This window comes from Tropicimonas sp. IMCC6043 (assembly GCF_004146235.1).
GTDB lineage: Bacteria > Pseudomonadota > Alphaproteobacteria > Rhodobacterales > Rhodobacteraceae > Tropicimonas.
The window spans coordinates 1-19,234 of sequence record NZ_SELO01000052.1; the positions used below are offsets into that span (position 1 = coordinate 1).

At 61.3% G+C, this 19,234-nt stretch carries 18 protein-coding genes and 1 pseudogene; 11 read left to right on the forward strand and 8 right to left on the reverse strand.

Annotated features, from left to right (window positions below):
* The 5 genes and pseudogenes from EU800_RS22995 to EU800_RS23015 all read left to right on the forward strand — a co-directional run.
* Positions 1–125: pseudogene (locus EU800_RS22995) on the forward strand (IS481 family transposase); the annotation flags it as partial.
* A 111-nt stretch (positions 126–236) separates the two neighbouring features.
* A complete protein-coding gene (locus tag EU800_RS23000; protein WP_129635847.1) occupies positions 237–2,012 on the forward strand; it encodes an Ldh family oxidoreductase in 1,776 nt (591 codons plus the stop codon).
* A 22-nt stretch (positions 2,013–2,034) separates the two neighbouring features.
* A complete protein-coding gene (locus EU800_RS23005; protein ID WP_129635848.1) occupies positions 2,035–3,036 on the forward strand; it encodes a sialic acid TRAP transporter substrate-binding protein SiaP in 1,002 nt (333 codons plus the stop codon).
* Positions 3,037–3,108: 72 nt separating this feature from the next.
* Complete coding sequence (locus tag EU800_RS23010; protein WP_129635849.1) at positions 3,109–3,681, forward strand: TRAP transporter small permease; 573 nt, start codon at positions 3,109–3,111, stop codon at positions 3,679–3,681.
* Positions 3,682–3,693: 12 nt separating this feature from the next.
* Positions 3,694–4,974, forward strand: a complete 1,281-nt coding sequence (locus EU800_RS23015) for a TRAP transporter large permease (protein WP_129635850.1) — start codon at positions 3,694–3,696, stop codon at positions 4,972–4,974.
* A 646-nt stretch (positions 4,975–5,620) separates the two neighbouring features.
* On the opposite strand, the gene EU800_RS23020 is transcribed toward EU800_RS23015, so the two are convergent.
* A complete protein-coding gene (locus EU800_RS23020; protein ID WP_129635851.1) occupies positions 5,621–6,400 on the reverse strand; it encodes an SDR family NAD(P)-dependent oxidoreductase in 780 nt (259 codons plus the stop codon).
* A gap of 144 nt (positions 6,401–6,544) precedes the next feature.
* Here EU800_RS23020 and EU800_RS23025 point away from each other — a divergent pair, with 144 nt between their 5' ends.
* The 3 genes from EU800_RS23025 (at position 6,545) to EU800_RS23035 (ending at position 9,383) form a co-directional block, all read left to right on the forward strand.
* Entirely contained in the window at positions 6,545–7,522 is a 978-nt protein-coding gene (locus EU800_RS23025) for a TRAP transporter substrate-binding protein (RefSeq protein WP_129635852.1), read from the forward strand.
* Positions 7,523–7,591: 69 nt separating this feature from the next.
* A complete protein-coding gene (locus EU800_RS23030) occupies positions 7,592–8,092 on the forward strand; it encodes a TRAP transporter small permease (RefSeq protein WP_129635853.1) in 501 nt (166 codons plus the stop codon).
* Positions 8,079–9,383, forward strand: a complete 1,305-nt coding sequence (locus EU800_RS23035) for a TRAP transporter large permease (RefSeq protein ID WP_129635854.1) — start codon at positions 8,079–8,081, stop codon at positions 9,381–9,383. The genes EU800_RS23030 and EU800_RS23035 overlap by 14 nt, the downstream gene beginning before the upstream one ends.
* A 139-nt stretch (positions 9,384–9,522) precedes the next feature.
* On the opposite strand, the gene EU800_RS23040 is transcribed toward EU800_RS23035, so the two are convergent.
* From EU800_RS23040 to EU800_RS23050, 3 genes are read right to left on the reverse strand one after another with little or no spacing between them, the layout of a single operon-like run.
* Positions 9,523–9,957: a MaoC/PaaZ C-terminal domain-containing protein gene (locus EU800_RS23040; protein WP_129635855.1), complete on the reverse strand. Its 435-nt coding sequence runs from the start codon at positions 9,955–9,957 to the stop codon at positions 9,523–9,525.
* A complete protein-coding gene (locus EU800_RS23045) occupies positions 9,957–10,436 on the reverse strand; it encodes a heme-degrading domain-containing protein (RefSeq protein WP_165354811.1) in 480 nt (159 codons plus the stop codon). The genes EU800_RS23040 and EU800_RS23045 overlap by 1 nt, the downstream gene beginning before the upstream one ends.
* A 32-nt stretch (positions 10,437–10,468) precedes the next feature.
* The gene (locus tag EU800_RS23050; RefSeq protein ID WP_129635856.1) at positions 10,469–11,473 is read right to left on the reverse strand and encodes a LacI family DNA-binding transcriptional regulator; all 1,005 of its coding nucleotides are present in this window, start codon (positions 11,471–11,473) and stop codon (positions 10,469–10,471) included.
* A gap of 227 nt (positions 11,474–11,700) precedes the next feature.
* On the opposite strand from EU800_RS23050, the gene EU800_RS23055 reads away from it, so the two are divergent.
* A complete protein-coding gene (locus EU800_RS23055; RefSeq protein ID WP_129635857.1) occupies positions 11,701–12,858 on the forward strand; it encodes an acyl-CoA dehydrogenase family protein in 1,158 nt (385 codons plus the stop codon).
* Between the two features lie 19 nt (positions 12,859–12,877).
* Positions 12,878–13,648 carry a 3-ketoacyl-ACP reductase gene (locus tag EU800_RS23060; protein ID WP_129635858.1) on the forward strand — a complete coding sequence of 257 codons (771 nt, stop codon included), beginning with the start codon at positions 12,878–12,880 and terminating at the stop codon, positions 13,646–13,648.
* A 58-nt stretch (positions 13,649–13,706) separates the two neighbouring features.
* On the opposite strand, the gene EU800_RS23065 is transcribed toward EU800_RS23060, so the two are convergent.
* From EU800_RS23065 to EU800_RS23075, 3 genes are read right to left on the reverse strand one after another with little or no spacing between them, the layout of a single operon-like run.
* Positions 13,707–15,800, reverse strand: coding sequence for an FAD-binding protein (locus EU800_RS23065; protein ID WP_129635859.1), 2,094 nt, complete (start codon positions 15,798–15,800; stop codon positions 13,707–13,709).
* A 13-nt stretch (positions 15,801–15,813) separates the two neighbouring features.
* Complete coding sequence (locus EU800_RS23070) at positions 15,814–17,001, reverse strand: CaiB/BaiF CoA-transferase family protein (protein ID WP_129635860.1); 1,188 nt, start codon at positions 16,999–17,001, stop codon at positions 15,814–15,816.
* Between the two features lie 3 nt (positions 17,002–17,004).
* Positions 17,005–17,778 carry an enoyl-CoA hydratase/isomerase family protein gene (locus tag EU800_RS23075; RefSeq protein ID WP_129635861.1) on the reverse strand — a complete coding sequence of 258 codons (774 nt, stop codon included), beginning with the start codon at positions 17,776–17,778 and terminating at the stop codon, positions 17,005–17,007.
* A gap of 235 nt (positions 17,779–18,013) precedes the next feature.
* Between EU800_RS23075 and EU800_RS23080 the strand changes: the two genes are divergently transcribed.
* Positions 18,014–18,826, forward strand: a complete 813-nt coding sequence (locus EU800_RS23080) for an SDR family oxidoreductase (RefSeq protein WP_207209978.1) — start codon at positions 18,014–18,016, stop codon at positions 18,824–18,826.
* Here EU800_RS23080 and EU800_RS23085 read toward each other — a convergent pair.
* Complete coding sequence (locus EU800_RS23085) at positions 18,796–19,113, reverse strand: hypothetical protein (protein ID WP_129635862.1); 318 nt, start codon at positions 19,111–19,113, stop codon at positions 18,796–18,798. The two genes, EU800_RS23080 and EU800_RS23085, sit on opposite strands and share 31 nt — an antisense overlap.
* Positions 19,114–19,234 lie beyond the last annotated feature (121 nt).

Here is a 19,234-nt window from a genome sequence, read left to right on the forward strand (position 1 = left end):
TCGCCCGAAGGCTCAAGACCCTCAGCGGTCTCACGCCATACGAATACATCTGCAAGATCTGGACTTCAGAGCCAGACAGATTCAATGTCGATCCGATCCACCAAATGCCGGGACTGAACACCTAGAGCGGGTTGCCGTGACAGCGCCCCCTTTTGTTGTCCCCTTCCCCCCAAGAAAACGAAGCTTGCCTGAATGGGTATATGATATACGATCTCGGCAAGGCGGGGACGTGGAAAATGACACAAACTTTCAGCAAGAAGCCGGTAGAGCGGCAGATGCTTTCGGATCAGGCGCATGAAGCGATCTTGGGCTGCATCGTATCGGGCCAATTTCCGCTTGGCCGAAAGCTTCCCGAATCCGAGCTGTCGCTCATGCTCGGAATGAGCAAGAGCCCCATCCGCGAAGCGCTTCGCCAGCTGGAACGCGAGGGACTCGTGGTGCTCTCTGCCAGCCGCACCTGTCGTGTGTTCGATTTGGGTCCGGCCGAGATTTCGGATCTCGGGGAATTGCGCAGACTGCTTGAGTGCGAAGCCATGACTCGGGCGGCAAGACGCAACCCGGTTCCGTTGTTGGGACGCGTCCGGGCGATCGTCGACGAGATGCAGGGAGCGCTGCAGGTTTTGGACACCGATCGGTACAAGCAACTCGATCACGACTTTCACTCTGCGTTCTTCGACCTGTCCGGCAACGAGTTCCTGAAGGACAATTTCCGGACGCTGTCGTTTCGGATCCAGGCGCTGCGCAACCGGCTTTCGCAGGATCCCGAGCTCAATCGGAAGTCACTGGCCGATCACATCGCGATCCGTGACGCCCTGGAAGCAAACGATGTCGAGGTGGCGCTCGTTATCCTGCGGCAGCATATCGAGGGGACGACGCAAAGCCACGTGGACCGACTGGAAAACAGTCAGGGCGCGCCGACTGTTTCCAACGAAGAACCCGCTGTTCGGGTAGATCTGAGGGACATGGCGGTCTATTCGAAAGCGGCCCTGCGCTGCGTTGGCGCCGATGCGGCGACTGTCGAAAGCGTTACGCAGGTCCTGCTCCATGCCTCGACGCTGGGCGTGGATTCCCACGGGTTCCGCTTGCTGCCGCATTATCTCTCCGCTTTGCAGGGCGGCCGGATCAACGGCAAGCCCGATCTGCGTGTGATCTCGCGTAACGCTGGCGCGGCGGTGCTGGATGCCGACAACGGCCATGGCGCGCGCGCGACTTGCGAGGCAGCGGATCTTGCGGTCGAAATGGCCCGTGAGAATGGCATCGCGGCCGTCGCTATCCGCAATTCCTCGCATTTCGGAGCCGCCGGCGCCTATGCCCTTCAGATCGCGACGAAGGGAATGATGGGGCTGGCCTTCTGCAATTCGGACAGTTTCGTGCGGATGCATGGCGGCGCAGAGTGCTTTCATGGCACCAACCCAATCGCTGCGGCAGCTCCGGTGCGCGACGGTGCGGCGTGGCTGTTGGACATGGCGACGAGTTCAGTCCCATTCAACCGCGTGCTGCTGTATCGGAGCCTCGGGCTTGACCTTCCGCCGGACGTTGCCTCGGACGAGGCTGGCGAGAATGTCACCGACCCGCAACTGGCCCGGATGCTGGCCCCACTGGGCGGTGCGCTATTTGGCTACAAAGGGGCGGGGCTCGGCGGACTGGTCGAGATCCTGTCCGCAGCCTTCGGGGATTCGCCGCTCAGCTTCGAGTTGGCACCGATGGTGAGCGACGACATGAGCACGCCGCGGCGACTTGGCGCCCTTGTCATGGCGATAGATCCCGAAGCCTTCAGCGGTGGCGAGGCTTTTCGCGACCTGATGGCACGATATCTCGAAGCGATCCGGCGCGGCGCCAAGGCCCCGGGACAGGTTGTCATGGCCCCCGGGGACAGGGAATGGGCGGAGGCCGAAACGCGCCGGAAAATAGGCATCAAGCTGGACATGAAAACTGTCGAGAGCCTTCGGCAATTTTCCGACAACAACGCAATTTCTCCTTTGCGCACGATGCGCGCAGTGGAGGAGACGTGATCAATCAGAGGGAGGACCACACATGAAGACTCATTTCCTGAGCCCGGCGGTCGCCGCCGGCGCCATCACCGTGGCGGCACTTGCCGGGTTGCCCGGCGCTGCCAGTGCGCAACAGGCCGAGAGGGTGCTGAAATTCGCCCACGTCTATGAGAGCAGCGAGCCGTACCACACATGCGCCGTCGCCGCCAGCGAAGCGCTCACGGCAGCAACCGAAGGGCGTTACGGCATCGAGGTCTTCCCGGCCTCGTCGCTGGGTAAGGAGGTAGATATCAACGAGGGCCTCGGCATCGGTACGGTCGATATCATCTATACCGGTCAGCTTTTTGCAGGCCGTGCCTACGGGCCCATTGCCATCGGCGGCGCGCCCTACATGTTCCGTGACTACGATCACTGGGACGCCTTCCGCAACTCGGACCTGTTCCAGGATCTGGCACAGGGTTATCAGGATGCCTCCGGAAACCACATCGTCGCGATGACCTATTATGGCAACCGCCACGCGACCTCGAACAAGCCGATTCTGACGCCCGAGGACATGAACGGGCTGAAGATCCGGGTGCCGAACGCGCCGCTCTACATGATGTTTCCCCTTGCAACCGGCGCCAACCCGACGCCCATCGCCTTTGCCGAGGTCTATTTGGCGCTCCAACAGGGCACGGTGGATGCGCAGGAGAACCCGCTGCCGACCATCCAGGCGAAAAAGTTCTACGAAGTGCAGAGCGACATCAACCTGACCGGACATATTACAGACGCGCTGTTGACCATCGTCGGCGGTCCGGCCTGGGACAGCATGGACGAGGCCGACCAGCAGGCGCTTGTCACGGTTCTGAAGGACGCCTCGGTCTGCGCGACCGACCAGATCAAACAGTCCGAAGTCGAACTCGTCGAATGGTTCCGCGAGCAGGGCGTCACGGTCAACGAGGTCGACCGCCAGCCCTTCATCGAAGCAGTGAAAAAGCTTCACAACGGCGATATGGCGACCTGGGATCAGGAGACGTACGACAAGCTGCAGGCCATCGGCCAGTAAGCTGCCAGCCGCAGGCGCGTCCAGCGCCTGCGGTGCCCTCAATCGATCCTCAAACACGGAAAGAATCAGAACTTGGAACAGGACGCCCCGGACGGGTCTGACCCGGCACATCTGCACGAGCTCTTCGAGGAAGAAGAAATCGATCTTTCGGACCTGCGCTGGGACGACACTCTGGTTCTGGTGATATTCTGGGTGCTGGCCTTCGTCGTCTTCCTGCAGTTCTTCACGCGCTATGTCCTGAACGACTCGTTGGGCTGGACAGAGGAGATCGCCCGCTTTCTGCTGATTGGAGTAACCTTCACCGGCGCCGTCATGGCCTGCAGGAAGAATTCGCATATCGCAGTCGAGTTTCTGTATCGGTGGGTGCCGCGCCCGGTTCGGCGCGTGGCACAACTGGTTATCGATGGGCTCACGACCGCCTTCTTCGGCCTGCTGGCGGCGCTGACCGCGCAGCTCGCCGGAAAGACCCATCAGATGATGGTCTCGATCGATTTCCCCAAATCCTATGTCTACTGGTTCGTGGCGGGCTGTTTCGTCGCCATGACCTTCTATTCCCTGCGCAATCTCTGGCGCCACCTGCGCGAGGGTACTTCGCGCCTCATCGACCCGGACAGTCACGTCGCCGACGCGCCGGGGATGGACTAGGAATCCCGAACTATGGAAATCGCGCTGCTCTTCTTCATGCTCTTCGGGCTTCTGATCTTCGGGATGCCCGTGGCGATCGCCCTGGCAGGATCTTCGGCCGTCTATATCTTCGTCAGCGGTTCGGTGCCGCCCATGGTTGTCGCGCACCGCATGATCAACGGCGTCGACAGTTTTCCGCTTCTGGCGGTTCCGTTCTTCATTCTCGCCGGCAACCTGATGAACACCGCCGGAATTACCGAGCGAATTTTCAATTTTGCTCTGTCGCTCGTTGGCTGGATGCGCGGCGGGCTGGGGCATGTCAACGTCGGCGCCTCGGTGATCTTCGCGGGTATGTCCGGTGCCGCGGTGGCTGATGCCGGCGGACTCGGTGCAATCGAGATCAAGGCGATGCGAGATGCGAAATACGACAGCGGCTTTGCCATCGGCGTTACCGCCGCATCCTCGACCATCGGCCCGATCATCCCGCCGTCGTTGCCGATGGTGATCTACGGCGTGGTGGCGAGCGCGTCGATCGGTCAGCTATTCGCCGCGGGCTTCGTTCCCGGACTGCTGATGGCTCTGGCGCTCATGATCCTTGTGGCGATCATTGCCCGGCGCCGGGGGTTCCCGCGTGATCACGCCTTCCGGGTTTCGGTTCTGTTTTCGACTTTCCAGCGGGCGTTCCTGTCTCTGATGACGCCGGTGATCATCGTCGGCGGCATCCTGACGGGCGCATTTACGCCCACCGAGGCCGCCGTGGCGGCGTGCGCATGGGCGATGCTCCTGGGCATTGTCGTCTATCGAACTCTGACGTGGCGGCGTTTTCTACGGGTGAGTCTTGACACAATCGAGACGACCTCGGTCGTGCTTCTCGTCGTGGGTGCCGCAGCGATCTTCGCCTGGATTCTTACCTCGAACCGGATTCCCGAGACGGTGGCCGCGCTGTTGCTGTCGGCTTCCGACAGGCCCTGGGTCATCTTGCTCCTGATCAACCTGATCCTGCTGGTGGTGGGCTGCTTCATGGAAACAGTAGCCGCGATCACGATCATGGTGCCGGTGCTGCTGCCCGTTGCCGTGGCCATCGGCGTCGATCCGGTGCATTTCGGAGTAATCATGGTGCTTAACCTGATGCTCGGCCTGCTGACGCCGCCAGTGGGCATGGTGCTTTATGTGCTGTCGAGGATCGCCAATGTCAGCTTCGAACGCGCCTTTATCGGCACCGCGCCTTTCCTCGTGCCGCTGGTACTTGTGCTTCTTCTCGTAACTTTCGTTCCGGCAATCACCATGTGGCTGCCGACCTTGATCTACCGCTGACCGGAACCGGCCAACGGGTGATGTCAGGGGAGCCTGGATTGGGCCTTGTCAGAAGACCCCGGCTTAGGTGGGGCAGGGGCACTGCATAGCTATCCGTGTTAACAGCGGAGCAATTTCCGAACACGGGGCGCCGATCACGCCGGACCTGGCCGGTAATTGCGGCGCCCTCCCACGCGCCCTACTGAACTTGGCCCCGTTTGACCGGAGACATAAGCGATTTCGGTTTTGGCTCCGATGAACTCACGCGGCGAGCGCCATCCCAGGCCTGTGCAGTCATCCGTGGAGGATCTAGGTTTTGCAAGGGATACCTCGTGTGACTTTGGTCGAGGCAAGCTGCAGTCATTTCTCCGGCCCTTAAGCGCGGCACCATTGACCGACGGACGCGATGAAGTCCGCATGCCGGGTCCCTGTCACGGTACCCGGCTATGACGCCCTGACACTGCCTTTAGGTGCCCCTTTAGTGGATCCGTTCGATCATCATCACTCACCTCCGCCCTTGCAAAACCGGGGCCGTCCGCAAATGACAATGCTACAACTTCTTCAAGGCCGCAGGTTATGAAACCGAATATATGGGGAAGGCTCTAACCGCCTCCGGTGAAACCCTGGTGGTCCAAACCCCGTTCTGCTAGCTCCGGTCGACACTGCCCTAAGGCATGAGCTGGCCGCCGTTCACTTCGATGGTTTGCCCAATGACAAATCCGGAAAGCGCTTTTGATGCGAGGAACAGGTAGGCTCCGACGCAGTCCTCGGCCACACCGAGACGGCCTTGCGGGATGGTAGCCAGCATCGCGTCCAATTGCGCCTGCGTAGAGTAACGCTCGTGGAACGGTGTGGCGATGACCCCCGGCGCAACTGCGTTGACGCGGATGCCGTCACCAATCCATTCCTTGGCCATCCCGCGGGTCACATTGGACACGAAAGCCTTAGAAGAACCGTAGAGCCCCGCGCCGCCGCCAGCACCGTTGCGGGCGGCGACGGACGTGGTGTTGATGACATAGCCACCCTGCTTTTTCAGATAGGGCAGCGCAGCCTTCGACGCGACAACTATCGAGCGGGCGTTAAGGTCCATGATCCGGTCGTAATCTTCGTCCGTGGCCTCGGCATAGGGGATGCGTTTGACCATGCCACCGGCGTTGTTGATCAGCCCGTCGAGTCCGCCGAGAGCCTCTGCCGCCTCAACGACGGCCGCAGCGAGCGCGCCACTATCCGAGACGTCGGCCCGGACAAGAACGGCGGTTCCGCCATCGGCCTCGATATCCCGCGCGACTGCCTCGGCCGCCTCGCCGCTTGAGTTGTAGTGAACTGCGACCTTCGCACCCTGGGCGCCAAAAGCGCGGGCCAATGCCGCGCCTATGCCCGTCGACGCCCCCGTGATCAGGACTCGCTGTCCTTCCAGATCCGGCAGTTTGCCATAGGATTGGGTCAATTCTTCGCTCCTTCTCTGCTGCGCATACCGCGTCGGGCAGACTTTCTCGGCACGGTCGAACTCAACTGTTGCATGCTACTCCGAATGTGCACCATAGTACGGCATAATCCGGCGTCGCGGACGCCGAATTCAAGGGAGGAAATCATGAAAAAACTAGCTACTGCGGCAATTTGCGCAATTTTTGCGACGGGTGTAAATGGCGCATCCGCGACCGAACTTGTCGGCGCGGTCCAGTTCGACGAGAACCACGCCTTCACCAAGGCGTTGAGAGAGTTCGAACGCGTCGCGGGCGAATGCTCCGGCGGCTCGCTGACCTTCGATCTCCACCTCAATTCCGAGCTTGGCCTTGAGAAGGACTATTTCGAAAACATGAGCCAAGGCATTGCGGTGGACTACGCCATCGTCAGCCCCTCGCACATGTCGACCTTCAGCCAGAAGGCGCCATTGATGGACATGCCGTTCCTGTTCCGTGACCTCGATCACTGGAACGCAGTGATGGAACAGGACGCGCTGGCGCCGTTGGCGGAGGACGTGCTCAAGCAGGCCAACGTTCGGCTGATCGGCTATGCCGGCGGTGGAACGCGCAATCTGATCGTCAACAAGCCCGTGACCAACATGGCCGAGCTGGAAGGCCTGCCAATGCGTGTGATGGGCGCGCCAATCCAGACGCGTATCTTCGAGGCGATCAAGGCGGCCCCTTCGGTCATCGCTTATGACGAAGTCTACAACGCGATCCAGACGGGCGTGATCGATGCAGCCGAGAACGAAGCTGCGGGCATCGAACAGATGAAGTTCTACGAGGTCGGCCCTGACATCTCGCTGACCAAACACGCGATCACCGTGCGCCCGATCGCCTTCTCGAATGCCACCTTCGAGCGCCTGACGCCTGAAGAGCAGGCATGCGTTCTGGAAGCCGGCAAGGCGGGGGGCAAGCTCGGACGAGACGTCGAGAGCGGCCAGGACACCGAGAAGCTCATGAAGATGCAGGAAGCGGGACTGCTTCAGACGCATGAGTTTACCGAGCGCGAAATGCTGCTGGAACTCGCCGCCCCCGTGAAAGCGGCCTACGCCGAGGAACTGGGCGCGACCGACGTTCTTCAGGCCATAGAAGCCGTGAAGTAAACCTTTCAGCCTCCGCGCCACGGCAAACGGCGCGGGGGCTGATGTCCGAACCATCGAGCAGGACGCGCCATGCGAATGATTCTGGAGGGCTATTACCGCCTTCTGAAGGTATTGATTACCGTGTTGATGGCCGCGCTGATCGTGCCGGTCTCGATGCAGATCCTTAGCCGCTATACCGGCCTCATTCCACGCTACATCTGGACAGAGGAAATCGCACGTTTCTGCTTCGTGTGGATCATCTTGATCGGCGCCATGATCGCGGTGCGCGACGGGACACATTTCGATGTGGACGTCCTGCCGCACAGCACAACTCCCGGGATGGAACTCGCCTCGAAACTCTTCGTCAACCTGGCGATGCTCACGATGGCACTGTCCTTTCTGTGGTGGGGGCGGGATTTCTTCGTCCTCGGGTCACGACAGCAATCCGAGATCTTCGGCCTGCCGATGTGGATGATCTACATCGCCTGGCCGCTGGCCGGTGCGACCTGGACGCTGTTCCTCATCGAGCGGATTTACGACGACATCCGCGGCCATGGACAGATTGAAGGAGACAGCCATGGGGCCGGGTGAAGTCGCCGCGATACTCTTCGGCACCTTTGGTATCCTCGTTTTCCTGCGTGTGCCGGTGGCCTTCGCGCTCGGCCTCGCCGTGGTGCCCGTGTTCTTCATCGACGACAGGCTGACGCCGGTTCTGCTGATGCGCGAAATGTTCAAGAGCTACAATTCCTTCGTGCTTCTCGCGGTGCCATTCTTCCTTCTGGCCGCCAACCTGATGAACTCCGCCGGAATTACCGACCGCCTGATCCGGTTGGCGCGAGCGATGGTCGGGCACCTTCCGGGCGGATTGGGTCATGTCAACGTGGTCGTGTCCATGCTTTTTGCCGGCATTTCGGGATCGTCCACTGCCGACGCCGCGGGTATTGGCTCGCTCCTGATCCCGCAGATGAAGAAGGAGGGCTACGGTGCGTCTTTCGCCGTGGCGATCACCGCCTGTTCCAGCGTCATGGGCGTCATCATTCCTCCCTCGATCCTGATGGTCGTCTGGGGCGGACTGATGTCGGTCTCGATTGGCGGGCTGTTTCTTGCCGGCGTGGTTCCAGGAATCCTCGTTGCCTTGTCGCAGATGGTCACCGTCTACATCTATGCAAAGCGACATGGCTACCCGTTGCACCATCGTTCGACACTGGCAGAACTGTTGGGCGCCGCGGCCGGCGCATCTCTCGCCCTGATGACGCCGCTCATCATCGTCGGCGGCATCGTCGGAGGGTTCTTTACCCCGACTGAAGCCTCGGTCGTGGCGGTGCTCTACTCGCTGGTTCTTGGCTTGTTCATCTATCGTACGATCGCGCCGCGCGAGTTGCCGCGGGTGCTCTACGACAGCGCCAGGTTCGCCGCGATCACGCTTTTCTGTATCGGGACCGCTTCGGCTTTCGGGTGGTGCCTCGCCTATTTCAAGATCCCCGCCACTCTCGTCGACCAAATCGACCAGATGGGCTTCGGCGTTGTCGGCACGGGGATCATGTGCGCACTGGCCTTCCTGCTGATCGGGATGTTTATCGATGCAATCCCCGCCATCATCATCCTTGGCACGGTTCTTTTCCCGGTGACCCAGCATGTCGGGATGCATCCGATTCATTTCGCGATCATCGGCGTCATGAGTCTCGCCTTCGGGCTGGTCACGCCGCCCTATGGATTGTGCCTTCTAATCGCTTCAGCAATCGGTCAGATCAAGCTGATCGAGGCGTTGAGGGATGTCGTGGTGATCCTCCTTCCGATGGTTCTGGTCCTGCTGATCATCATTCTGGTGCCGGATCTGATCCTCGCCTTGCCGCGTTGGCTGATGCCGAACTTTGTCCAGTAGATACAGTTCAGTCGTATCTACAGATACAGTTCAGTCGTATCTACGAAGTTGCGCCAGACTATTCGGTCATCGCAGCAGCCTGAAACCTCGCCGGTTTGCGCAGACCCTCACTGCATCTCGCGAAGGTCGCCGCAGAATGTTAATCCTCAACCCAGGCCATCAGATGTGTGGCAACGGCGACTGTATCGCCTGACTGGTTGGTAACGGTGACACTCGCGGTGGAGCGACGCCTGTCGCTGTCAAAACCGTCCAGCACATAAGTCACCTCGATCGTGTCGCCGATCCGGACGGGAGCGATGAAGCGGATCCGGTCGTAGCCGATGGAGACCGGCGTACCAAAGGGTCCGCTCCGGCGCCCCTCGCAGGCCATCGTCGAGCACGCTGACATGTACCCTACGATCAGAGCGCCATGAGCAATGCGCCCGCCGAACGGCGTCCGCGCCATCGCGGCTTCGTCGACATGATTTGGCGACAAGTCGCCGGTGATTCCGGCAAAAAGGTAGACGTCGGATTCACCCACGGTCTTTCGGAACCGATGGGTTTCACCGGGAAGAAAAGGGGCGCTGCTGGCCATCAGCCTTTGCCGAGCATTTCTTCGAGGGCGGCGACGATCATCGCATGGTCGTCCTCTGAGGCGAGGCCGGAGACGGTGATCGCGCCGATGACGCCAGTTCCCGCCACGCGGATCGGAAAGCTTCCTCCGTGATCTGCGAAATCCATCGGGTCAAGGCCGAGATTGGGGCCGACCGTCTTGCCCTTTCTGGCGAATTGCAGGCCGACCAGAATGGAGGCGTGATGTTTGCGCAATACGACATTGCTTTTGCGCCGCGCCCAATGATCGTTATCAGGCGCGCTCCCCGGCATCGCGGCATGAAAGAGCGTTCGGTCAGGCGTGCGGATGTTGATCACGACGGGCGCCGCTTCGGCACGCGCCTTGGCGACCAGCGCCGTGCCAAGCGCAATGGCGGTCTCTTCGTTGAACTCGGGAAAGACAAGGCTTGCTTCCTGTTGTTCGATCTCTGCTTCGGTCGGCATTGGAGTAGGTGTAGGCATTGGCTAAGGTGTCTCTTTTGTTTCTGGCGTCATCAGGTGGAACCGCGCACGACCAGTGATGGCGGAAGTTGTACACGTTCGAAGGCGCTCCCGTTGTCCGTAATTCTTGCCAACAGGGCGATGACCGCGCGCCGTCCAATTGTGCGCGGAAACAGTTCGACGGTTGTCAGCGGCGGGTTCCAAGCTGCGGATTCCGGAACATTGTCGAACCCGATCACGGCCACGTCTACACCGGTTCGCTTTCCGAGTTTGTAGAGCGCCTCATAGGCGCCGATCGCGACGTAATCGTTGAAACAGACGAGCGCATCGGTTCGAGGTGCTCGCTTCAGGGAGGAAAGCGTTGCTTCGAACCCTCCCTTTTGCGTTGCAGGTCCGGGCATGTCCAAATGGATGCAGATGCCCGATTCCTGCTGGCCAAGAGCATGCAGAAGGCCATTCAGGCGGTCCGTCCGGTTAATGTTTCTTTGGTCTCCACCAATAAAGCAGATGTCGCGGTATCCGCGCTCCAGCAGGTGCCTGCCGACCAGAACACCCGCTTGGAAATTGTCGAAGCCGACGAAATCGGCCGCGTAGGTCGCAATGTCACGGACACACAGAACGAACGGGACACCATGTTCCTTGAGGACTTCGAATGTCGTCTCGTCGGAACCGCTTGCGGCGGAGATGATGAATCCGGCGACGCCCTGTCCAATCATCGTTTCGATCACCGTCTTTTGTCGTTCGAGCGAATCCCGCGAGTTCGCCATGACCGACAGATATCCGGCGTCCGCCGCCACGGCCTCGACGTCGGCCGCCAGTTCGGAGAAGAACGGATTTGAGATGTCATTTACGACCAGCCCGATCAACAGGGACTGGCCGGAGCGCAAGCGCGACGCGTTCCTGTTCGGTATGAACCCGAGATCCTGCGCCGCATCACGGACTTGCTTGCGGGTCGCGTCGGAAATGTTCCCCTTGTTGTTGAGCACATGCGACACGGTCGCGATCGAAACGCCCGCATGTTTCGCAACCTGTTTGATGCTGACGCGCGGTTTTCGCAACGCAGGCCTCCGGGACGCCCCACGCTGAGGCACTTCTGTAGTAAAACATTTTACTAAAAACGACAGTATTTCAAGGTCGGCTAGTATATAAACGGTATCTTAGCCGCAGAGTTATGGAACGAATATGTTGATCAGCTTCCAATGAAACGTTTAACTTAATTTTGTCACCAGGAGGATCGCCTTGGCGACGGCGCTTCGGGTCGGCCTCATTGCAAAGGAGCGCTCTAATGCTTCACCTGCCGCGACAGGACGCAGAAACCTACGAGCAACTTGTCGACAACGTGCGCAGTTTTTCTGACGATATCGTCCGTCCACGTGCGGAGGCGTTGGATCAAAGTTCGGAATTTCCGCGCGATATTTACGAGAAGATGGCTGAGCTTGGCCTGTTCGGCATCACGGTGCCGGAAGAACTCGGCGGGGCCGGGATGGACGTTCTTTCCTATACGCTGGTGATGGAGGAACTGGCGCGAGGGTATGCCTCGGTGGCGGATCAATGCGGCGTCGTCGAACTGATCGCCACGCTTCTGTCGCAATACGGAACTGCGGAGCAGCAGGCGCGTTACCTGCCCGACATTCTCGCCGCGAAAACCATCATCGCCTATTGCATCACCGAAGAAGAGGCCGGCTCGGACGTGGCGGGGCTCAGGACCACGTCGACCAAGGGCGACGATGGCTGGGTTCTGAATGGCAGCAAGTTGTGGATTCACAACGCGCCCGTTGCCGACCTTGGCTTTGTTCTGGCGCGAACGGCCCCGGAGGCCGGGCACCGGGGCATGAGCATCTTTATCGTCGATCTGCACGCCGCCGGAGTGGAGCGCGGCCCGAAGGAGCACAAGCTCGGCCAGCGCGCCAGCCAGATCGGGGCGCTGCGTTTCACCGATGTGAAGCTGTCAGAGGACGCGCTGCTGGGTGAGTTGAACCGCGGCTTCTACATTATGATGAGCGTGCTGGAGAAAGGACGCGTCGGCATTGCGGCGCTTGCCACCGGGATTGCGCAGGCCGGACTGGAGGCAGCGCTTGCCTACGCGAAGCAGCGCAAGCAGTTCGGCAAGGCAATCATCGACCACCAGGGACTGCAATGGATACTTGCCGACATGGCCAAGGATATCGCCGCCGCACGTGCGCTGGTGCGGGAGGCAGCGCTCAAGTTGGACAACGGCGTTCCCGCCGGTATGGCCTGTTCGATTGCAAAATGCTTTGCCTCCGACATGTGCGTGGCCCAAACCTCCAATGCGATCCAGGTGTTCGGTGGATCAGGATACATTCGGGGCTTCGAAGTCGAGCGACTCTATCGCGATGCGAAGATCACCCAGATCTACGAAGGCACCAACCAGATCCAACGGACGATTATCGGCCGGGAACTCGTCAAGAACGGCGCTCGATAGCGCAACGGAGGGAAAAGCTATGAAGGCAGCATTGGTCACCGGTTCAAGCCGTGGAATCGGACGCGGGATCGCGCTGGCGCTGGCGGAAAAGGGGTTCAGCATCGCCGTGAACGGCCGCGGCGAAGGCCCTGCGATGGATGAGACCTGCGCGGCAATCGAAGCGCGGGGCGTGCAGGTGGCAAGGGTGCCCGGCGACGTCTCTGACCTGTCTCTACACGAGACCATGCTGGCCGCGGCCGCAGAGCGGCTCGGTACACCGCTGACAACGCTGGTCTGCAATGCGGGGGTCGGTGCTTTACGCCGGGCCGACATGCTGGAGGCTCAGGAAGACAGCTGGGACCACGTGATGAACATCAACGCCAAGGCGGTGTTCTTTCTGACCCAGGCCTTTGCGCGCGATCTCGTCGCGCGGGAGCGCGACCCGTCTCTGCCTTACACGATCTCCATCATCTCCTCGGTCAGCGCCGTGGCCTCGTCCATCAACCGGGCCGAATATTGCGTGTCCAAGGCGGCCGCCGCAATGGTGGCCAAGACCTTCGCACATCGCCTGGCGCCGGAGGGGATACAGGTGTTCGATTTCCAGCCGGGCGTGATCGAAACCGACCTGACCGCCCCAGTGCTTGCGACTTACGAAAAGATGAACCGCGAAACGCCTTTCACGCTGATCCCGCGTTTCGGCCAGCCCGGCGAGATCGGCAAGGCGGTGGCGGCGGCCGCAAATGGTGAGCTGCCCTATTGCGTTGGACAGGTCATCCGGCCCGATGGGGGGATTTCGCTGCAAAGGCTTTGATCGGAGCAGCGTACATCGGTCCCTCCCACAGGTCGCCCCGGACAGACAGCGGCGACCGCTACCGGGTCGGTTTCTGCGCCCTCTCGGCATAGATCCTACCCGTCAGCCAATCCGGCCAGTCGCGTTCGAAGAAGGATCTGGCCTCTTCGTCGAATGGTCGGTTGGGGCGGGTGGAAATTTCGAAGGAACCGTCTTCGAAACGGACGATGATCTGTTCGGCCTGGTGCTCCGGCTTTTCGGTGCGGAAGCGGTAGGCGTCGAGGGGGCCGGATTTTGCCATGGGCAGCGCTTCGCCTGCCGGGTCGCAGATCGCGCGAGCGCCACGGCTGCCGCCGCCGTGCGCGATGAAATAGTCCAAAGCAGTGATCACCGCCTCTGAGACCAGCGTCATCTGCTGCCATTGGACAACGCGGCCAACCTCGGCGGGTCGGGCAAAGGCCATTCCTTCCTCCCGGATCGCGACATTGAGCGCCCGAGCGTCGGTACGCGCCGCGGATATGTCCTCCGGTGTACAGATGATACCGACCTTGTCGCTCATCCGCGCCTGGACATCCGCGCGGACGCTCTGCGCCGAGTGAGGGCTGTCCGCGTTCAGAAGTGCGTCCAGCGAAGCAACCGCTTTCGCCAGCGCGGGTTGCAGGTCGCCTTCCGCCGCTGCATGCGCCTTGCCGCTCGCCGCGATATGCTCGGCGGCGCGGGTACCGAAGACCTGGCCTGCGTTCAGTGCCGAACCGCCGGGACGAGTCACGCCATGGGTGCCCGCGGCCTCGCCCAACGCGTAAGCGCCGGAAAGGTTGCTCTGCCCCCAGATATCAACCTTCACCCCGCCGTTCATGTGCTGGTTGTTGACCGAGAATTCCAGCGGATCGGTAGCGATATCTACCTTGTAGCGCCGGTACAGCTCGATCGCGAGCGGGTTCATGTGGCGCAGCCGGTCAATGGGCAGAGCTTGATCTGCGCCAGCGTTTCGCAGGTAGGTGGCTACATCATTGTCCAGCCGGTCGAGCGAGAATGGCTGGTCGCCTGGCACCGGAAGCAGGTTGCGGTTGAAATCCATGAAGACGCGGCGCCCGGCCTGCGTTTCGCGATAGACAGCGAGATCCACGAGGCTCGACTTGAAATCCAGCATCCGGGTCGCATGGAAGGGCCATTGATAGCCCTTGCGGAAAACGTTGGAGGCCAACTCTTGCGTGGTGCGGTAGTAGTCCGCGAGGAAATGGCGTTCCTTTCCGTCCTCCCCCACTGAGTAGATATGCGGGATCACCTGCACATACGTGCCCGACAGATTCCATGGGAAGCCCTCGCGCCGAGTGCTGATGCCGAATTGCGCTTCGGTGATATTGGCAACTTCGATGCCTGCCTCCAGTGCCATCCCGAGCGAGCCGAAACAGCCATTCGGGAAGACGCTATCGCGGAAAAGCTCGCCGGGGCCTCCCGCGGCCAGAACGAGGGTCGGGCATTGAAAGACCGTCAGGCCGTATGGATTGTCGTCACTGCGTTGCTTCGGCCGGATCGTCAACAGGCCGGCAACACGGCGGTTCTCTCCGTCCCCTTCGGTCAGGATGCGCGTCCCTGTTGTGTGGTTGATGATCGGGATGCCAAGGCGGATCGCCTCCTCGGCCAGCACCTTGACCATCAGCCGCGAAGTGCGCGGCCCGCAGCTAGTCGCGCGGCCAACCTCGTCATGGTCGGTCTGATAGCGCAGCGTACCGCCCAACTCGTTCTGCGGCAGCGGCAGGCCGAGATATTGCAACGACGCCATCGCCCGGCCCGAGCCCACCGCCTCGATATAGGCGGTGTCCTCGTCCATCGCACCGCCGGCGCGGATGGCGCGGGCCATCGCCTTGTAATTGTCGCCCTGATCGGCGGTGTTCGCAGTATGAAGCGTCTGTTTGTCGGACCCCGAACAGGCCGAGGTGCCGCCCCAGGCGCTCTGGCTGATTACCACGACGTCGCCGCCGCGCCGCTTCAACTCGACAGCCGCACGCAGCCCCGCCGCGCCGCTGCCAACCACGACGCAACCGCAGCGCAAGATTGGAATACGGGAACCGCCGGCCTCGATGCTCTCCCCGATCTCCGGTTCCGGCGCGAGCCGGGGCATTTCGACATCCGTTAGGGCGTCGAGGATTTGCTGGGACACCTCGGTTGTCACGACAACTCCCCCGTCAATTTCTTGTTCGATGCGCACCCCTCCGGGATGTCACGCCTTTTAACCCCAGTTCCGTCAAAACCTCATCCGTATGTTCGCCCTGCACGGGCGGTGGAGTCGAGGCGCGAGGCGGGGTTGTGGTACGCACGGCGCAGCCGATCAGCTTGAGCGGTCCGGCCGTCGGGTGCTCAACGTCGACGATCATTCCGTTGACGCCCGCTTCGGGCCGGGTCAACGCTTCCTCCGGGGTCAGAACGCGGGCACAGAGGATACCTTCCGCCTCAAGCGCCGCCAGCCATTCGCCGGTGGGTTTCTCCTTCAGACGCGCGGCGATCTGGGCCCGCAGCGCCTCGCGGTTTTCATATTGCGCAACTGGCGTTGCGAAACGCTCGTCCTGCGTCAGGTCGGGCAGGTCCAGCCCCCTGCAGATGAGCTGCACCGGGTTATCGGTGAAGACCGGGGAGATCTCGATGAAACCGTCGGCGGTGCGCCAGCTATGCGGAAGGGCCTTTTCGGTCAGCGTCAGGTCGACGGCGCCGGTATCGGCGGCGGCCGGGTTGAGCGAGCGCGGACCGTCCCAGACATGGGTGGTGAGCGCGGCGCTGTGCAGGTCGGTAAAGACCTGTGTGCCAAGCCCGGTGCGCGTACGGTTCACTAGCGCGGCAAGAATGGCATTGGCGAGCATCAGCCCGGCGATGTGATCGACCGAGACAGTCGGGATCGAGGGAAGGCGGTCGCCCTCGGCGGGCGAGAACAGCCCGCCCTCGGCAGCGGCCATCTGGGCGTGACCGGCCCGGCCGCGCTCGGCATCTGGCCCCTTTTCGCCCCAACCGGAGGAGGAGGCGTGAATCAGCTTCGGGAAGCGGACGTGCAGGCTGTCGAAATCGATGCCCATCTTCTTGTCCACGCCGGGGCGGAAATTGTGGACCACCACATCGGCGGTGCCCAGCAGCTTGTCGAGCGCCTCCTTGCCGTCGTCAGCCTTGAGGTCCAGCACGATGGAGCGCTTGTTCCGGTTCAGCCCGGCGAATGGCATCGAGACGTCGCCCACGAACGGTCCCCAGGCGCGGGACCAATCACCACGGCCCGGGCGCTCGACCTTGATCACGTCTGCACCGAAATCGGCGAGCAGAAGCGTGGCCAGCGGTCCTTGCCAGACATGCGTGAAGTCGACGATCCGTATGCCGTTCAAGAAGTCATACATCGTTCAGTTCCCTGTGTAATTGGGAGGGCGTTTTTCCAGAAAGGCGTTCAACCCTTCAATGCCGTCATCGGTGCCCTTGCAGAAACCACCGGCGAGGCTTTCGAGGGTCGCGCCGAGCAGGATGCCTTGCGCACCATCGATCAGTTGCTTGGAGACTTGCACCGAGGTTGGGGCATTGGCCGCGATGGCAGCGGCAATCTCCTGCGCGCGCGCCATCAGCGCTCCAGTGGGGTGAATCTCGGTCACCAAACCCCAGTCGCAGGCCGTTTGTGCGTCGATCGCTTTGCCCGTGAAAATCATCTGGCTGGCACGGCTGCGCCCGATCAGTTTCGGCAGGCGCTGCGTCGCACCCCAGCCGCAGACTGTGCCGATCTTGACCTCGGGGCTGGCGAATTTCGCCCCCTCGACGGCAATGCAGAAATCCATCGCCAGCGCCAGTTCCAGCCCGCCGCCAAAGGTAAAACCGTTGAGCACCCCGATCGTGGGCACGCGCAGCGAAGCGATACGGTCGATCAGCGCGTGTCCGCCGTGCACCCAGTCCCGCCATGTGTCGAGCGGGCCAAGCTGGCTGAAAGCGCCGATATCGGCACCGACCGAAAACGACTTGCCGGTGCCGGTCACGATCACCACCCGCACCGAAAGGTCACGCTCGATCCGGCTAACCGCCGCGTCCAGCGCTCCGAGCATCTCGGGGTCGATTGCGTTCAACTTCTCTGGGCGGTTCAAGGTGATGGTCGCAACTCCATCACGGTCGCTCACAAGCAGGCGGTCCGTCATGTCTGCCTCCTTCCAATGCGGTTCGGAGCCGGTTCTCCAAGGAGAATGGGCTCTTCCTCAACTTGTCCCGTCGCATCGAGTTAAACGTTTTGGTAAGGTGTTTCAGGCCCAAGTCAAGCATGGTAATGGCGATGTCAGGGAACGTGGCTTGCGGCGGGGAAGGGCACTCGGACGCGATTAGCCTGATAATGCCCGGCCGACCGTGAAGCCTCCGACAGTGCCCCAGCCGGTTAACGTGGCACTGCTCCGCGAGCCGTTCCCCTCGGGCGGTGAGTGGTTGTTTGGAATGGAGAAACCTTTGACAGATCTATCCGGGAAGTCAGTCTGGGTCACTGGCGCGAGCAGCGGGATCGGCGAAGCGATCGCAGAGGCCTTTTGCGCCGCCGGTGCGCGTGTCGCCATTTCCGCTCGGCGCGCAGATGCTCTTCGGCGCGTTCAGGAGGCTTTTTCGACCCTTAGAGGAGAGGTCGCGAGCTTTCCGCTGGATGTCAGCGAAGCCGAGGCTGTCGCCGAGGCCGCAAAGCATATCCGAGCCAACTGGGGCGGGATAGACATTCTTGTCAATTGTGCCGGGATAAACGTAAAGAAGCGGCATTGGCGCGATCTCGATATCGCCGACTGGCACCGCATGATCGCGATCAACCTCAACGGTGTGGCCAATACCGTGACAGCAGCGCTTCCCTTGATGCGTGCACAGAAGGACGGTCTGATCGTGAATATCTCGTCCTGGGCTGCGCAGCATGAGTTCGCGGTGGCTGGTCCAGCCTATATCGCGTCGAAAAGGGGAGTCATCGAGCTCTCCCACAGCATCAATCGCGAGGAGATGCAGCACAACATTCGGTGCTGCTGTATTTGCCCGGCCGAGGTCGCAACGCCGATCCTGGAACAGCGCCCGGTTCCGGTCAGCGAAGAAGACGCCGAGCGCATGCTGCAGCCTGCCGATCTTGCTGAACTTGTCACCTTTGTCGCGGCGGCCCCGAGCCGTGTGTGTTTCAATGAGATCGTAATCTCGCCGACCTATAACCGGACCCTCCTGCCGCAGCCATAGCCAGGGCTCGTCGTTAGAAACGTCCGTACGCCCTTGTCGTCGAGGCTCGCGATGCCGGTCACCTCGTCTGAGACCGCAATCACCGTCAACGTGCTGCCGTCGGCATCCATGTCGCCCTCGAGACGCGTCACCGCGGCCACGGTCGGGATATTGTCCTGCTTGACGTCAAAAGCCTCGGCATCGGTCACCGGCGCGCGGTTTTCCATGTCCGAGAGCCCGTCTTTGCCGTCGTTGATCTCCTGCGCCCCGGGCCAGATCGAGGCTTCCCCGTCATTGGGCGGTGTCATGTGTGGACGTATATGGACCCCGCCTGATTGCAACGCCTGATCTGGTCGGGTTCGAGTTTCGCAATTGCGGACGTATATCCGGCTTCCTTGAGCGGCCCGATACTTCGCCGCCGCGAGCCCC

Coding starts and splice junctions, on each gene's coding strand:
- EU800_RS23040 (WP_129635855.1), bottom strand. CDS start 9,957: ATGGCCAGCAGCGCCCCTTTTCTTCCCGGTGAAACCCATCGGTTCCGA.
- EU800_RS23055 (WP_129635857.1), top strand. CDS start 11,701: ATGCTTCACCTGCCGCGACAGGACGCAGAAACCTACGAGCAACTTGTC.
- EU800_RS23060 (WP_129635858.1), top strand. CDS start 12,878: ATGAAGGCAGCATTGGTCACCGGTTCAAGCCGTGGAATCGGACGCGGG.
- EU800_RS23075 (WP_129635861.1), bottom strand. CDS start 17,778: ATGACGGACCGCCTGCTTGTGAGCGACCGTGATGGAGTTGCGACCATC.
- EU800_RS23045 (WP_165354811.1), bottom strand. CDS start 10,436: ATGCCTACACCTACTCCAATGCCGACCGAAGCAGAGATCGAACAACAG.
- EU800_RS23025 (WP_129635852.1), top strand. CDS start 6,545: ATGAAAAAACTAGCTACTGCGGCAATTTGCGCAATTTTTGCGACGGGT.
- EU800_RS23015 (WP_129635850.1), top strand. CDS start 3,694: ATGGAAATCGCGCTGCTCTTCTTCATGCTCTTCGGGCTTCTGATCTTC.
- EU800_RS23030 (WP_129635853.1), top strand. CDS start 7,592: ATGCGAATGATTCTGGAGGGCTATTACCGCCTTCTGAAGGTATTGATT.
- EU800_RS23070 (WP_129635860.1), bottom strand. CDS start 17,001: ATGTATGACTTCTTGAACGGCATACGGATCGTCGACTTCACGCATGTC.
- EU800_RS23000 (WP_129635847.1), top strand. CDS start 237: ATGACACAAACTTTCAGCAAGAAGCCGGTAGAGCGGCAGATGCTTTCG.
- EU800_RS23005 (WP_129635848.1), top strand. CDS start 2,035: ATGAAGACTCATTTCCTGAGCCCGGCGGTCGCCGCCGGCGCCATCACC.
- EU800_RS23085 (WP_129635862.1), bottom strand. CDS start 19,113: ATGACACCGCCCAATGACGGGGAAGCCTCGATCTGGCCCGGGGCGCAG.
- EU800_RS23035 (WP_129635854.1), top strand. CDS start 8,079: ATGGGGCCGGGTGAAGTCGCCGCGATACTCTTCGGCACCTTTGGTATC.